The sequence below is a fragment of the Streptomyces sp. NBC_01410 genome (genome assembly GCF_045040195.1).
GTDB lineage: Bacteria > Actinomycetota > Actinomycetes > Streptomycetales > Streptomycetaceae > Streptomyces.
Map to the genome: position 1 here is coordinate 2,466,064 of NZ_CP109530.1, position 14,599 is coordinate 2,480,662.

The 14,599-nt window shown below is 70.9% G+C and carries 13 protein-coding genes; 10 read left to right on the forward strand and 3 right to left on the reverse strand.

Going from position 1 to position 14,599, the window contains the following annotated elements:
* The first annotated feature begins 60 nt into the window (after positions 1 to 60).
* The 3 genes from OG741_RS11385 to OG741_RS11395 all read left to right on the forward strand — a co-directional run bounded on the left by OG741_RS11385 (position 61) and on the right by OG741_RS11395 (position 4,856).
* Positions 61 to 684, forward strand: coding sequence for a GntR family transcriptional regulator (locus tag OG741_RS11385; protein WP_405596698.1), 624 nt, complete (start codon positions 61 to 63; stop codon positions 682 to 684).
* A gap of 257 nt (positions 685 to 941) precedes the next feature.
* Entirely contained in the window at positions 942 to 3,617 is a 2,676-nt protein-coding gene (aceE, locus tag OG741_RS11390) for a pyruvate dehydrogenase (acetyl-transferring), homodimeric type (RefSeq protein ID WP_405596699.1), read from the forward strand.
* A 273-nt stretch (positions 3,618 to 3,890) separates the two neighbouring features.
* Positions 3,891 to 4,856, forward strand: a complete 966-nt coding sequence (locus tag OG741_RS11395) for a helix-turn-helix transcriptional regulator (protein ID WP_405596700.1) — start codon at positions 3,891 to 3,893, stop codon at positions 4,854 to 4,856.
* Here OG741_RS11395 and OG741_RS11400 read toward each other — a convergent pair.
* Positions 4,847 to 5,776, reverse strand: a complete 930-nt coding sequence (locus OG741_RS11400; RefSeq protein ID WP_405596701.1) for an SDR family oxidoreductase — start codon at positions 5,774 to 5,776, stop codon at positions 4,847 to 4,849. The genes OG741_RS11395 and OG741_RS11400 overlap by 10 nt on opposite strands.
* Before the next feature lie 122 nt (positions 5,777 to 5,898).
* Here OG741_RS11400 and OG741_RS11405 point away from each other — a divergent pair, with 122 nt between their 5' ends.
* Entirely contained in the window at positions 5,899 to 6,420 is a 522-nt protein-coding gene (locus OG741_RS11405; protein WP_266478950.1) for a DUF4240 domain-containing protein, read from the forward strand.
* Between the two features lie 40 nt (positions 6,421 to 6,460).
* Here the strand turns inward: OG741_RS11405 and OG741_RS11410 are convergent, their stop codons facing one another.
* Entirely contained in the window at positions 6,461 to 6,958 is a 498-nt protein-coding gene (locus OG741_RS11410; protein WP_405596703.1) for a GNAT family N-acetyltransferase, read from the reverse strand.
* Between the two features lie 44 nt (positions 6,959 to 7,002).
* Between OG741_RS11410 and OG741_RS11415 the strand changes: the two genes are divergently transcribed.
* Together OG741_RS11415 and OG741_RS11420 are read left to right on the forward strand one after the other, a co-directional pair.
* Entirely contained in the window at positions 7,003 to 7,902 is a 900-nt protein-coding gene (locus OG741_RS11415) for a TIGR01777 family oxidoreductase (protein WP_405596704.1), read from the forward strand.
* Between the two features lie 245 nt (positions 7,903 to 8,147).
* Positions 8,148 to 9,494 carry an FAD-dependent oxidoreductase gene (locus OG741_RS11420; RefSeq protein ID WP_405596705.1) on the forward strand — a complete coding sequence of 449 codons (1,347 nt, stop codon included), beginning with the start codon at positions 8,148 to 8,150 and terminating at the stop codon, positions 9,492 to 9,494.
* 166 nt (positions 9,495 to 9,660) lie between these two features.
* Here the strand turns inward: OG741_RS11420 and OG741_RS11425 are convergent, their stop codons facing one another.
* The gene (locus OG741_RS11425; RefSeq protein ID WP_266477211.1) at positions 9,661 to 11,106 is read right to left on the reverse strand and encodes a regulator; all 1,446 of its coding nucleotides are present in this window, start codon (positions 11,104 to 11,106) and stop codon (positions 9,661 to 9,663) included.
* 239 nt (positions 11,107 to 11,345) lie between these two features.
* Here OG741_RS11425 and lipB point away from each other — a divergent pair, with 239 nt between their 5' ends.
* The 4 genes from lipB to OG741_RS11445 all read left to right on the forward strand — a co-directional run bounded on the left by lipB (position 11,346) and on the right by OG741_RS11445 (position 14,472).
* A complete protein-coding gene (gene lipB / locus OG741_RS11430; protein WP_405596707.1) occupies positions 11,346 to 12,173 on the forward strand; it encodes a lipoyl(octanoyl) transferase LipB in 828 nt (275 codons plus the stop codon).
* A gap of 102 nt (positions 12,174 to 12,275) precedes the next feature.
* The gene (lipA, locus tag OG741_RS11435) at positions 12,276 to 13,244 is read left to right on the forward strand and encodes a lipoyl synthase (protein WP_405596709.1); all 969 of its coding nucleotides are present in this window, start codon (positions 12,276 to 12,278) and stop codon (positions 13,242 to 13,244) included.
* Positions 13,245 to 13,535: 291 nt separating this feature from the next.
* Positions 13,536 to 13,745: a hypothetical protein gene (locus OG741_RS11440; protein ID WP_405596711.1), complete on the forward strand. Its 210-nt coding sequence runs from the start codon at positions 13,536 to 13,538 to the stop codon at positions 13,743 to 13,745.
* Between the two features lie 19 nt (positions 13,746 to 13,764).
* The gene (locus OG741_RS11445) at positions 13,765 to 14,472 is read left to right on the forward strand and encodes a DUF4191 domain-containing protein (protein WP_405596712.1); all 708 of its coding nucleotides are present in this window, start codon (positions 13,765 to 13,767) and stop codon (positions 14,470 to 14,472) included.
* The last annotated feature ends 127 nt before the right edge of the window (positions 14,473 to 14,599 follow it).

Below are 14,599 nucleotides of genomic sequence, written 5' to 3' on the forward strand. Positions count from 1 at the left end.
GTTGTTCCGGACGGGGCGCCGTATTGTCAGGGGTGCCAGATCATTTCCGGAGGAGCCCTCATGACCCCGCCCGTCGTCCACTCGCTGCGCGAACAGATCCGCGAGCACATCGTGGAGGGGATCGTCAGCGGCCGCTGGAAGCCCGGCGAGCGGATCGTGGAGCGGCGCATCGCGACCGAGCTGCAGGTCTCCCAGACGCCCGTGCGCGAGGCGCTGCGGGAGCTGGAGAGCCTGCGGCTGATCGAGTCGGCGCCCAACAAGGGCGTACGCGTACGGAACCTCACCGCCGCCGATCTGGAGGAGAGCTACCCCGTACGGGCCGGTCTGGAGCAGATCGCCGCCGAGCTGGCGGCCGGGCGTCTCGCCGACGACTGCTCGGCGCTCGAACCGCATGTGGCGGCGCTGTACGAGGCGGACCGGGCCGGGGACTCGGCGGCGCAGGTGCGGCACACGGTCTCCTTCCACCGGGAGCTGGTACGGGCCGCGCGCAACGGCGTACTGCTGCACACCTGGGAGGGGCTGGGCATCGAGGTGTTCACGGCTCTGTCCATCCGGTGGCTGGGGACGGTGCAGAAGTCGTACGCGGAGGAGCACGAGGAACTGGTGGCGGCGTTCCGGCGGCGCGACCCGGAGATCGGCACGCTGGTCAAGGCCCACGTCCTGGGCTGCGCGCCGCGAGCCTGATTTTCGGCCCGTCCGGAGGACGAACACACAGGGTGACCGGGCGAATGGCGGCGACCCGCGTCTGCCGGAAACGCCCCGTTTCGTGACGGCACCCTGTGCCCCATTTCGCGGCACTGGATGCCAATTTCCCGCCAAGCTTTGATCGATCATCGATCAGGGACTTACAGTCGTCTCCGGGTCCACCGACCCACCCGCCCTGTCCTGCCAGACACGGCACCCCCTATCTCCACCCCCCTCCTGTCCGGAAGGCGGCGACCATGCCCGACCCCGTACGCGTACGCAAGCTTCCGAGCGAGCTCGACCAGCTCCCGGACCGCGACGCCGAGGAAACCGCCGAGTGGGCGGCGTCTCTCGACGCCGTCACGGAGCACGCAGGACCGCACCGCGCCGCGTATCTGATGCGCCGTACCCTCCAGCACGCCGAGACGGCCGGAGTTCCCGTGCCCCGGCTGCTGGAGACGGACTACGTCAACACCATCCCCACCTCCGCCGAGCCCGCGTTCGACGGTGACGAGGCGATGGAGGCCCGCATCACCGCGTGGAACCGCTGGAACGCGGCCGCGATGGTCACCCGCGGCTCCCGCTTCGGCGTCGGCGGCCACATCGCCACCTTCGCCTCCGCCGCCTGGCTCTACGAGACCGGCTTCAACCACTTCTTCCGCGGCAAGGAGGGCGACGGCAGCGGCGACCAGCTCTACATCCAGGGCCACGCGTCCCCCGGTATCTACGCCCGCGCCTTCCTCGACGGACGCCTCACCGAGGCGCACCTCGACAACTTCCGCCAGGAGGCCGGCGGCAACGGCCTCCCCTCCTACCCGCACCCTCGGCGCCTGCCGTGGCTGTGGGAGTTCCCGACCGTCTCCATGGGCCTCGGCCCGCTCTCCGCGATCTATCAGGCGCGGTTCAACCGCTATCTGCACAATCGCGGGATCAAGGACACGGCGAACTCGCACGTCTGGGCCTTCCTCGGCGACGGTGAGATGGACGAGCCCGAGTCGACCGCCGCCCTCGCGCTCGCGTCGCGTGAGCGGCTGGACAACCTGACCTTCGTCATCAACTGCAACCTGCAGCGCCTCGACGGCCCGGTCCGCGCCAACTTCAAGATCGTGCAGGAGCTGGAGGCGCAGTTCCGCGGCGCCGGCTGGAATGTCGTCAAGTCGCTCTGGGGCTCCGCCTGGGACGAGCTGTTCCAGCTGGACACGACGGGCGCGCTGGTGCGCCGCCTGCGCGAGGTCCCGGACGCGCAGTTCCAGACGTACGCCACCCGCGACGTCGCGTACATCCGCGAGCACTTCTTCGGCGCCGAGCCCGCGCTCGTCGAGCTGGCGAAGCTGATCAGCGACGCGAAGATCGCCGAGTGCTTCTACACCTCCCGCGGCGGCCACGAGGCCCGCAAGGTGTACGCGGCGTACCGCGCGGCCGTCGAGCACAAGGGCGCGCCGACCGTGATCCTCGCGCAGACGGTGAAGGGCTACACCCTCGGCAAGGGCTTCGAGTCCAAGAACGCCAACCACCAGATGAAGAAGCTGACGACCGACGAGTTCAAGGGCATGCGTGATCTGCTCGGACTCCCGATCGCGGACAGCGCCTTCGCCGACGGCCTGGTGCCCTACGGCCACCCCGGCGCCGACTCCGCCGAGGTCCGCTATCTCCAGGAGCGCCGCGCCGCCCTCGGGGGCCCGGCCCCGGCCCGCCGGGTGCACGCGGTCGCGCTGCCCGCACCGGAGGAGCGTGGCTTCAAGGCGCTCGAAAAGGGCTCAGGCAAGCAGGAGATGGCCACCACCATGGCCTTCGTACGCCTGGTCAAGGACCTGATGCGGGACAAGGAGACCGGCAGGCGCTGGGTCCCGATCGTCCCGGACGAGGCCCGCACCTTCGGTATGGAGTCGCTCTTCCCGTCGGCCGGCATCTACTCCCCGCTGGGCCAGACGTACGAGCCGGTCGACCGCGACCAGTTGATGTACTACAAGGAGGCCAAGGACGGCCAGATCCTCAACGAGGGGATCACCGAGGCCGGAGCCATGGCCGACTTCATCGCTGCGTCGACGTCGTACGCGACGCACGGCGAGCCGATGATCCCCTTCTACATCTTCTACTCGATGTTCGGCTGGCAGCGCACGGCGGACCAGATGTGGCAGCTCGCCGACCAGCTCGGCAAGGGTTTCATCGTCGGCGCGACGGCCGGTCGTACGACGCTGACCGGTGAGGGCCTGCAGCACGCCGACGGCCACTCGCATCTGATCGCGTCCACGAACCCGGCGTCGCTCAACTACGACCCGGCCTTCGCGTACGAGATCGCGGTCATCGTCAAGGACGGTCTGCGCCGGATGTACGGCCCCGACGCGGAGAACGTCTTCTACTACCTGACGGTCTACAACGAGCCGAAGGTGCAGCCCGCGATGCCTCAGGGCGTCGAGGAGGGCATCCTGCGCGGTCTCTACCGCTTCAAGGAGGGCGCGCCCGCCACCGCCGACGCGCCGCGGCTCCAGCTCCTCGCCTCAGGCACGGCGATCCACTGGGCCCTTGAGGCGCAGGAACTGCTCAGCGCCGACTGGGGAGTCACGGCCGACGTCTGGTCCGCGACCTCGTGGGGCGAGCTGCGCCGGGACGCGCTGGAGGCCGACGAGGCGCTGCTCCACGGCGAGCAGCGCACCCCGTACGTCACTCAGGCACTGGAGGGAGCGGCGGGCCCGGTCCTGGCGGTGTCCGACTGGATGCGCCAGGTCCCCGACCAGATCAGCCAGTGGGTCGAGCAGGACTACTCCTCGCTCGGCACGGACGGCTTCGGCCTCTCGGACACGCGTGCGGCGGCCCGCCGCCACTTCGGCGTGGACGCCCAGTCGATCACGGTCGCGGCGCTGGCTCAGCTGGCCAAGCGCGGTGAGGTCCCGGCCTCGGCGGTGAAGGAGGCGCGCGAGCGCTACGGCCTGTAAAGGCCACGGATTCCATGGCGAAGGGGCGGCGCGGTGCGCGCCGCCCCCTTCGTGGTCAGACCTGGACGACCGTCGTCCCCGGCATCGAGACGCTGACCTTGACGGCGCGCGCATCACCGACCGGCTCGCGTTGAACTCCCATGCATCGAAGTTACTAACCGCAGTCGCAAGGCTGATCGTTTCAGCAGCCCGGCGCTTCCCTGACCGGGAGCGCATCGCAGTCCGTGCGCCGATCGTCCGCCCCGCGCGCCCCCCACCCATGACAATGTCTCCATGCGCGCCGCCCGGCTGATCAAGATGGTTCTGCTCCTCCAGGCCAGGGCCTCGATGACCGGGGCCGAGCTGGCACACGAGCTGGACGTGTCGGAGCGGACCATCACCCGGGACGCGCTCGCCCTGTCGGAGGCCGGGGTACCGGTCTACGCCGACCGTGGCCGGGCCGGCGGCTACCGGCTCGTCGGCGGCTACCGCACCCGGCTCACCGGGCTCGCGCGCAGTGAGGCCGAGGCCCTGTTCCTGTCGGGGCTGCCGGGCGCGCTGCGGGAGATGGGCCTTCAGGACGCGGCGTCCGCGGCGCGCCTGAAGGTGTCCGCGGCGCTGCTGCCCTCACTGCGCGACGCCCCGCAGAACGCGGCGCAGCGCTTCCATCTCGATGCCCCCGGCTGGTACCAGGAGCCGCGGACGCCGGATCTGCTGCCCGCCGTCGCGGAGGCGGTGTGGGACGACCGACGGATCAGGGCCCGCTACCGGCGTCAGGACGCCGAGGTGGAGCGGGAGTTGGAGCCGTACGGACTCGTGCTCAAGGCGGGCGTCTGGTATCTGTGCGCCCGCGCGGGCACGGCCTTCCGGGTGTACCGGATCGACCGGTTCACGGGCGTGGAGCCGGACGGCGAAGTCTTCGAGCGCGACGAGGAGTTCGACCTGCCCGCCTTCTGGGAGGAGCGCGCTGCGCAGTTCGCGCGCTCCATCCTGCGTGCCGAGGTGGTGGTGCGGCTCACCGAGGAAGGCGCGCGCCGGCTGCCGTACGTCACCGACCGGGCAGCGGCCCGCGAGGCGCTGGCCGCCGCGGAACCGCCGGACGAGCAGGGCCGGGTGACGCTCACGCTGCGGGTGGAGTCCCACGAGGTGGCGTACGGCCAGCTGTTCGGTCTGGGACCCCATGTGGAGATGCTGGAGCCCGCGGAACTGCGCGCCCTGTTCGCCGAGTCGGCGGAACGCGCCGCGCAGCTCTACCGGTAGTCCTCCAAGGACGGCTTGTCCCCGGTCCGCTCCGCCGCCTTCTCCGCCATCATGTACGCCCAGACGTCCGGCCGGCTGCCGTCGGCGTCGGTGACTCTGTACTCCTTGGCCAGGTCTCCGCTGGACAGTGACTGTCCGTTCCAGCGTGCCCGCTCCGGATCGGCGGCGAGCGCGGCGACCCCCCGGCCGAGATAGACGGGCGACTCGGAGAGCGCCCAGTGCGGCTGCCTGTCGATCCCGTCGCGCCAGGTCTCCTCGGTGAGTTTGAAGATGTCGAGCATCTCCTCGGAGCGGATGAAGCCCGGAGTGACCGCGACGGCCGTGGCGCCCACACTCTTCAGCTCCTCGCCCAGGATGAAAGCCATGCGGATGGGGGCGTTCTTGGCGAGGTCGTAGTAGAAGTTCTCGCGGAAACCCTTGTTGGTCGCGGCCGTGCCGTCGGTGACCTCGACGACCAGACCGCCGGGCTGCTTCACCAGCAGGGGAAGCGCGATGCTGCTGGTGATGATGTGGCTCTTGGCTCCGAGATCGAGCATCCGCAGCCCACGGTCCAGCTCGACGTCCCACATCTTCGTGTTGAAGTCGAGCAGGAAGTTGCCGCCCCAGATGTCGTTGACCAGGATGTCGAGCCGGCCGTGGTCCCGCTCGATCCGCCCGACCAGCGCCCGCACCTGCCCGGGCTCCAGATGGTCCGTCGGTACGGCGATGCCTTCGCCGCCCGCGGCCGTGACCAGTTCCGCGGTCTCCTCGATGGTCTCCGTCGCCCGGCCGACCTCGCTGACCTGCTCGCGGGTGGTCCTTCCGGTCGCGTAGACGGTCGCGCCCGCGGCGCCCAGCTGTACGGCGATGGCACGGCCCGCGCCCCGGGTGGCGCCCGCGACCAGTGCGACTTTCCCTGCCAGGGGTGTTTTCGTCGTCATGGACCGACCGTCGCACGGATACCCGACATCCTCTGTCCGCCATTCATCAGCTCATCGAAAGACTCAGCATTTCGGCGGCTCCGCGTGCGCAGCCCCCCGCCAACCACGATGCTTGTCCCGTGATGGACGAGACGGAGTTCTGGGAGATCATCGACAGCACCCGCGAGGCCGCCGAGGGCGACCCCGAGGACCATGCCGAGCTGCTGGTCGAGCGGCTGTTGCAGCTCGACCCCGACTCCGTGCTGGATTTCGCACGGCACTTCGAGGCCCGCTACAACCGCGCGTACACCTGGGATCTGTGGGGTGCGGCCGCCGTGCTGCTCGGCGGCGCCAGCGACGACGCGTTCGACTACTTCCGCTGCTGGCTGATCGGTCAGGGCCGGGAGATCTTCGAGGGGGCGGTGCACGATCCGGACACGCTCGCCGAGCTCCTCGACGAGTTCGACGAGGACATCGACGGGGACGGCGAGGAGCTGGGCTACGCGGCCGACGAGGCGTACGAGCAGCTCACCGGCGTTGTCGCACCGGATCTGGGAATCCCGCCGCAGGCGGCCGAGCCGGTCGGCACACCGTTCGACTTCGACGACGACGCGGCCCTGGCGGGGCGTTTCCCCAAGCTCTGGGAGCGTTTCGGGGAGCCGTGAGAACTCCCGTGCGCGGCGGGCGAGTTGCTTTCGCCGCCGCTCAGCGGGTGAGCCTGCGGCCCATCATCACGTCGTCGACGTACTGCCCGTCCAGGTAGAACTCCCCCGGCAGCACGCCCTCCACCACGAAGCCCTCCGACTCGTACAGCGCCCGCGCCGGCTTGTTGTGGCCGAGCACCCGCAGCGTCATGCGCACCGCGCCCTGCCGCCGCGCCTCGTCGAACGCCGCCCGCAGCAGGGCCCGCCCGATGCCGCGCCCGCGCGCCCGGCCGGCCACCGCGAGCCCCTGGATCTGGCGCACATGCTGGTTGCAGGCGAGCGGGGTGGGCGGGATCAGCCGTATGTAGCCGACGACGCTGCCGTCGGCGTCCTCGGCGACCAGGAAGTGCTCGGGCCGGTGGTTCGAGTCGAAGAACGGATCGTAGGGCGGCTCCGGCTTTTGCCGTACGGCGTGCAGCGGCGACCAGGTGTCGCGGTCGAGCTCACCGAGGGCCGCCTCGTCGGCGAGCAGTGCGGGACGTATGTGCGACTCGGACATGGACGTCACTGTGCCATGCGGCTACCGCGGGGCAGGATGAGCCCATGCGAATCGCGGTCACCGGCTCCACCGGGCTCATCGGTACAGCACTCGTACGCTCGCTGCGCTCGGACGGGCACGAGGTCGTGCGCCTGGTGCGCCGCCCACCGCAGGCCGGGGACGAGGTGGAGTGGGATCCGGAGCGGCAGTACGTCGACGCGGCGGGACTGGTCGGCTGCGAGGGCGTCGTGCACCTCGCGGGCGCCGGGATCGGCGAGCGCCGCTGGAACGACGCGTACCGCAAGAAGATCAGGGACAGCCGCGTGCTCGGAACGGCCGCCGTGGCGGAGGCCCTGGCCTCGCTGGCCGAACCGCCGCGGGTGCTGGTCTGCGGCAGCGCGATCGGCTACTACGGCGACACCGGGGACCGCGCGGTGGACGAGAGCGCGCCCCCGGGCGACGGATTTCTGCCAAACATGGCCGTGGAGTGGGAAGAGGCGGCGGCTCCGGCGCAGGAGGCGGGCATCCGGACTGCCATCGCCCGCACGGGACTTGTGGTCGCACGCGAGGGCGGGGCCTGGGGCCGGATGTTCCCGCTGTTCAAGGCCGGCCTCGGCGGGCGGCTCGGCAACGGCAGGCAGTACTGGAGCTTCATCTCGCTGCACGACGAGGTCGCGGCGCTGCGGCATCTCCTCGATACGGAGTCGCTGTCCGGGCCCTTCAACCTGACGGCCCCGGACCCGGTCACCAATCGCGAGGTCACGGCGGCGATGGGCCGCGCACTGCACCGTCCGACGGTCTTCGCGGTCCCGGCCCCGGCACTGCGGATCGCGCTCGGGGAGCTGACCGGGGACATCCTGACCAGCGCGCGGGTGCTGCCGACGCGGCTGCTGGAGTCGGGCTTCTCGTTCGCGTTCCCCGGCATCGACGAGGCGATCGGCGCGGCCGTGCACGCGTCGGACTGAGGTTCGGGTCCGGGGCTCGATCGCGGGGCGGGAGCGCGGGGGGCGATCGCGGGGGTCGATCGCGGGGCGGGAGCCCGGGCGGCGCTCCCAGAAGGAGGCGTGCGCCCCCGCGCACCGGTGCTCCACCGCATGCGCGACTCCCGGTTCGGCCACCCCTGCCTAGTCTCGGGCGGAACTCGGGTATTCCTCGGGCCTGTTGGGGGCATGAGCCTCCCACCAGCCGCGCCGACCTCGGGGAGGGGCACGTGCTCAGCACCGCTCATCATGCGGACGTCATCATTGTCGGGGCCGGGATCGCCGGCCTCTCGGCGGCTCATCAACTGACCGGCGCAGGCGTCTCGGTCAGGGTTCTGGAGGCCGCCCCCGAGGTGGGCGGCCGGATGGCCACCGAGGAGCTCGACGGTTTCCGGCTCGACCGCATAGGCCAGTTGCTCAACACTTCGTATCCCGAACTGCGCCGTACGGGCGGGCTCGGGGACGTCGTCCTGCGGCCCTTCTCGCCCGGCGTGCTCGTGCACAGCGGGGGACGGCTGCAGCGCACCGGTGAAGTGGTCCGCCGCACCGGCGAACCGGGGGGCGCGCGATGGGGGTCTCCCCACGCCCTCCGGGGCGTAGGGGGAGCATTCACCGTCGCGCGCGCCCTCGCGAGCGCCCCCAGGCCGCTGGACCAGGCGCGGCTCGGCGCGTCCTTGGCCCGCCTCGCGGGCACCTCGGTGGAGCGCCTGCTCGCCCGCCCCGAACGGGCCACGGCGGGCTCGCTCTGCGCCCGCGGACTGCCGGCGCGCACGGTCCACGGCTTCCTGCGGCCGCTGCTCTCCACGCTGCTCTGCGACCCGGCGCTCATCACGTCCAGCCGGTGCGCCGATATCGCGCTGCGCGGCTTCGCACGCGGCCTGATGTGCGTGCCCGAGGGCGGCGCCGCGGTCCTGCCCCGGCAGCTGGCTGCCGCCCTGCCGCCCGGCACGGTCCACACGGGCATCCGCGTCAGCGACGCCTCCATCAGCCGGGTCAGAACCCGGGAGTACGGCGAACTGCGCTGCCGCGCCCTGCTGCTGGCCACCGGCGCCCGCGCGGCCGCCGAACTGCTGCCGGGCCTGCGGGTGCCGCCCTTCCACCCGGTGACGGTGCTGCACCACACCGCGCCCGGGGCCCCGCTCGCCGACCCGGCCCTCGTCCTGGACGCGGACCGCGGCGGGCCCGTCTCGCACACCGCGGTCATGAGCGAGGTCGACCCCTCGCGCGCACCGGCCGGCCGGGTGCTGATCTCCTCGACGGTGCTCGGGACTCCCCCGCCGTATCTGGACCGCAGGGTCCGCGCGCACCTCGCCACGCTGTACGGCACGCCCACCGACGACTGGGAACTCCTGTCGGTCCACCACGACCCCGAGGCGGTCCCGGCGATGCCCCCACCCCACGACCTGCGCCGCCCGGTGCGGCTGTTGTCGGGCCTGTACGTCTGCGGGGACCACCGGGACACGAGCACGGTGCAGGGGGCGCTGTTCTCGGGCAGAAGGGCGGCGGAGGCGATCCTGCGCGACTTCGGCGTCCAGTCCCCCCGCCAGGAGGCGGCCGCGCTCTCGACGGCCGCCTAGCGCACCCTCTCTGGGGCTCCGCCCCCGAACCCCCGCGCCTCAAACGCCGGCGGAAATTCAGCCCGTCCGGCGTTTGAGGACATGCGGCCCAAGGTCGCATACGGGGAGGCTGGGGGTCCCCCCGGACGGAGTCTGGGGGAGGGCGGGTCAAGGAACACCCCCCGCCCTAGCCCAGCGCAGCGACCCGGTCCCGATAGTTCCGCACCGCCGCCGCGTCCCGGTACGGCTCCAGCCGCCGCTCGAAGTCCCGCACGTACTCCACCGCCCGCGCCGACCGCATCTCCGACGCCTGCAACGCCGCCTCCGCGCCCAGCGCGCACGCCTGGTCCAGCTCGCCCAGCCCGAGCCGGGCTGACGCGAGCACCACCCGGCAGAAGAGGCGGCTGCGCGCGTACGCCGGCGCGCGCAGTTGCAGCGAGCGTTCCGCGTGCTGCACCGCCGAGCGGTACTGCTGCAGATCCCGGTGGCAGTGCCCGAACTCGTCCGCGAGCTGGGCCTCGTCGAAGAAGCGCGCCCAGTGCGGCACATCGTCCCCCGGCCGCGCCGTCTCCAGTGCCCGCTCGGCCCGCACCAGCGCGGCGGTGCACGCCCGCACCTCGCCGAGCACCCCGTGCCCGCGCGCCTCGACGGCGTGCAGCAGCGCCTGCACGACCGGCGGCGCCGAGGAGCCCACGCCCTGCTGGGCGACGCGGGTCAGCTGGACCGCCTCGCGCCCGTGCCCGAGGTAGACCGCCTGGCGGCTCATCGTGACCAGCACATACGAGCCGTACGCCCGGTCGCCCGCGGCCTGGGCGAGCCGCAGCGCCTGGACGAAGTAGCGCTGGGCGAGCCCGTGCGCCGCGATGTCGTACGAGGTCCAGCCAGCCAGCCGCGTCAGATCCGCGGCCGCGGCGAACAGCCGCCGACCGGTCACCTCCCCGTATGTGCCGCGCAGCATCGGCTCGGCCTCGTGCTCCAGATAGCGCACGAGGGCCTGCCGGGCGTGCCCGCCGCCGTATGCGTTGTCGAGGCTGCGGAAGAGCTCGCCGACCGAACGCAGCGCCGCGATGTCGCCGCCGGAGACTTTCTGGCCGGGCCCCCGTTCGGTGCCGCGCTGGCGGGGGACGGAGGCGCGGCCCTGCTGGGGGACACGGATCGTGCCGTTCTGTACGGCTTCTCCCCGGCTCACACGCTCGTCGGCCCGGCCGATCAGCCAGTCCCGGCTCGGCACCACCAGACCGGCCGGGGTGAAAGCGATCTTGCGCAGCTCCACATGGCTGCCGGAGTCCTTGCGCCACAGCCCGCTGACGATGTCGACGGCCTCTTCGGGGGTGGCCGCGAACTCCAGACCGGCGTAGACGGGGGCGCAGGCGTCGAGGCCGAGGTCCTGCGCCGACAGCCGGCGGCCGAGCCGCCGTGTGAAGACCTCGGCGATCAGCGCGGGCGTCGTACCGCGCGGCTGCTGTCCGCGCAGCCAGCGGGTGACGGACGTCTTGTCGTAGCGCAGATCGAGTCCGTGCTCGAGGCCGAGCTGGTCCACCCGGCGGGCGAGTCCTGCGTTGGAGAATCCGGCTTCTGCGATGAGCGCGGCGAGCTGTCGGTTGGGGATGCGCTGTGGGGGTCGTTCCGTCATCAGCTGTGCGGTCTCCTGCCTTCCGGGCCGGGGAGCAGCCCTCATGGAACGGCGCGAATTTAGCGGCACTTCCCACCCACACCGCCACCTTCGCTTCACATTCATCCGATCGTGTGAGGATTGAGGTCGCCACTGACGGACATCCGGCGAACATCCCTGCCCGGCCGCTTTCCCGAGGCCCGCCGTACAGTGGCTGGGGCGTGATGAGTGCACGCTGAAGGTTCTAGGGAGGCACAGCCGTGAGTGAGCTCCGGTTCGTCCATCTGGGGTTCGGCGACGAAGCCGTCGAGTACCGGGAGGCGTGGCAGAAGCAGCGCGAGGTCCACGCCGCCCGCTTCGCCGACGAGATCGAGGACACCTGTCTGCTGCTCGAGCATCCGCCGGTGTATACGGCGGGGCGGCGTACGCAGGACAGCGAGCGCCCCCTCGACGGCACTCCCGTCGTCGACGTCGACCGCGGCGGCAAGATCACCTGGCACGGCCCCGGCCAGCTGGTGGGCTACCCGATTCTCAAGCTGCCGCGTCCGGTGGATGTCGTCGCGCACGTCCGCAGACTGGAGGACGCCCTCATCCTGACCTGCGCGGAGTTCGGCATCGAGACCAGCCGGGTCGAGGGCCGCAGCGGCGTCTGGGTGCTGGGCGACCCGGTGGAACAGCGCCCGGCGATCGGCGGTCTCTCGCTCGACTTCGACCCACGGCTCCAGGACGACGAGTTCGACCCGCGGCTGAACGGCCCGGAGTACGCGCCGTCCAACGCGGGCCAGCGCCGCGAGGACCGCAAGCTCGCGGCGATCGGCATCCGTATCGCCAAGGGCGTCTCGATGCACGGCTTCGCGCTCAATGTGAACCCGGACAACACCTGGTTCGACCGGATCGTGCCGTGCGGGATCCGGGACGCGGGCGTGGCTTCACTGGCGAACGAGCTGGGCCGCGACATCACGATCGCGGAGGTGCTCCCCGTACTGGAGAGGCAGCTGCGCGAGGTACTGGAGCACGCGGACCTCAAGCCGCGGGTGATCGAGCGCGAGGTGGAGCAGCCGCGCGAGGCGGAGAAGGCGACCGTCTGAGGAATGCGGCCGTCCGGCCGCAGGTTGGCCAGACGTAAAGCCGTACGAATTACGGGCGTACCCTGGTGTTCGCCGAAGAATCGAAGCTGTAGGGAGCCGGTCGTGTCCGCAGTCGCACCCGACGGACGCAAGATGCTGCGCCTGGAGGTCCGCAACAGCCAGACCCCCATCGAGCGCAAGCCCGAGTGGATCAAGACCCGGGCGAAGATGGGCCCCGAGTACACGCAGATGCAGAAGCTGGTGAAGAGCGAGGGTCTGCACACCGTGTGCCAGGAAGCCGGCTGTCCGAACATCTACGAATGCTGGGAAGACCGCGAGGCGACCTTCCTCATCGGTGGCGACCAGTGCACCCGGCGCTGCGACTTCTGCCAGATCGACACGGGCAAGCCGCAGGAGCTGGACCGTGACGAGCCGCGCCGGGTGGGCGAGTCCGTCGTCACGATGGACCTGAACTACGCCACCATCACGGGCGTCGCGCGCGACGACCTGGAGGACGGCGGCGCCTGGCTGTACGCGGAGACCGTGCGCCAGATCCACTCGATGACCGCGCAGCGCGAGGCCGGCCGTACCAAGGTCGAGCTCCTCATCCCCGACTTCAACGCGGTGCCCGAGCAGCTGGCCGAGGTCTTCTCCGCCCGCCCCGAGGTGCTCGCGCACAATGTCGAGACCGTGCCGCGGATCTTCAAGCGGATCCGCCCCGGTTTCCGTTACGAGCGCTCCCTCGAGGTCATCACGCGCGCCCGCGAGGCGGGTCTGGTCACCAAGTCGAACCTCATCCTGGGCATGGGCGAGGAGCGCGAGGAGGTCAGCGAGGCGCTGCGGCACCTGCACGAGGCGGGTTGCGAGCTCATCACGATCACGCAGTATCTGCGTCCTTCCGTGCGCCACCACCCGGTCGAGCGCTGGGTGAAGCCGCACGAGTTCGTGGAGCTGAAGGAGGAGGCCGAGGAGATCGGCTTCTCCGGTGTGATGTCGGGCCCGCTGGTGCGTTCCTCGTACCGCGCGGGGCGGCTGTTCCAGCAGGCGATGGAGCGGCGCGGCGCCGAGGTGGCGACGTCGCAGACTGTGTGAATTCAGGCACAAGCAACTACCGCCGAGTAATGGCGAGTTGGGCGCGGCCCGTACTCCCCCCGCAGGTCGGGGCGGCGTACGGGCCGCGTCAGTCTTTCCGGCACGGGCGTAAACGTTTCATCGGTGTTTGACCCCGGGGTCACGCCCTGGTAACACCAATCAGTGACGCTGGCTCTACGCACAGCACGCACCACGCCGCGTCACCCCGCACGCACCGCCTCCCCGTTTTCACCCCGTACCCCCCGCACCGTCCGCACCACGTCGATCCTCACCCCGAGGGGGACCTCCACCATGCAGGCCGCGCCGGTTCGACCCGTACGCGCAAACGCCCTCCCGTCCGTCACCGATGCTCTGCGCGCCATGGAGTCGCTGCTTCTTCGCAGCGGGCAGCGCACCGCCCGCAGGAACGCATGGACCGCCGTCCTCGAAGACCGGCGCAGGGCCAAGGACCGGGTCGATGCACAGCATGTACTGGAGGCCGTGGCGGGACGCACTTCCTAGGCCACGTAAACTTCCAGTCATGGCGAGGAAGGCAAACACAGACAGCGCTGACGCTGCTGCGAACCCCGGGCGACTGAAGCAGATCGCCCTGACGTACAAGATGACCCGGAAGGCCGACCCGAAGGTCGGTCTTGTCGTCGCGGCTGTGGGAATCGTCACCTTCGGTGTCTTCCTCGCGATCGGTTTCTTGATCGACCACCCCGTGTATCTGGGCATCCTCGGATTCCTGCTGGGCTTCCTCGCGATGGCGATCGTCTTCGGACGCCGCGCCGAGCGGGCGGCCTTCGGACAGATGGAGGGCCAGCCCGGCGCGGCGGCCGCGGTGCTGCAGAACGTAGGGCGCGGCTGGACGACGACTCCCGCGGTTGCGATGAACCGCAGCCAGGACGTCGTGCACCGGGCAGTCGGCAAGGCCGGCATCGTGCTGGTGGCCGAGGGCAACCCGAACCGGCTGAAGACGCTGCTGGCGGCCGAGAAGAAGAAGATGGCGCGCATCGTGGTGGACGTGCCGGTGCACGACATCATCGTGGGCGACGGCGAGGGCCAGGTGCCGCTGAAGAAGGTGCGCACCACCATGCTGAAGCTGCCGCGCGTGCTCACCGGCCCGCAGGTCACGGTGGCGAACGACCGCCTGCGTGCGATGGGCGACCTGATGAGCAACATGCCGCTGCCGAAGGGTCCGATGCCGAAGGGCACGCGGATGCCGCGGGGCGGGAAGATGCGCTGATCCCTGTGGAACAAGGCGGTGGCCCGGGACTCTGGTCCCGGGCCACCGCCTTTTCCCGGGCGGCATTCGTGCCCCTCAGCCGGACCCGTTGAGAACATCTGAGCGGTTTCTGTTGTACTGGAACGAG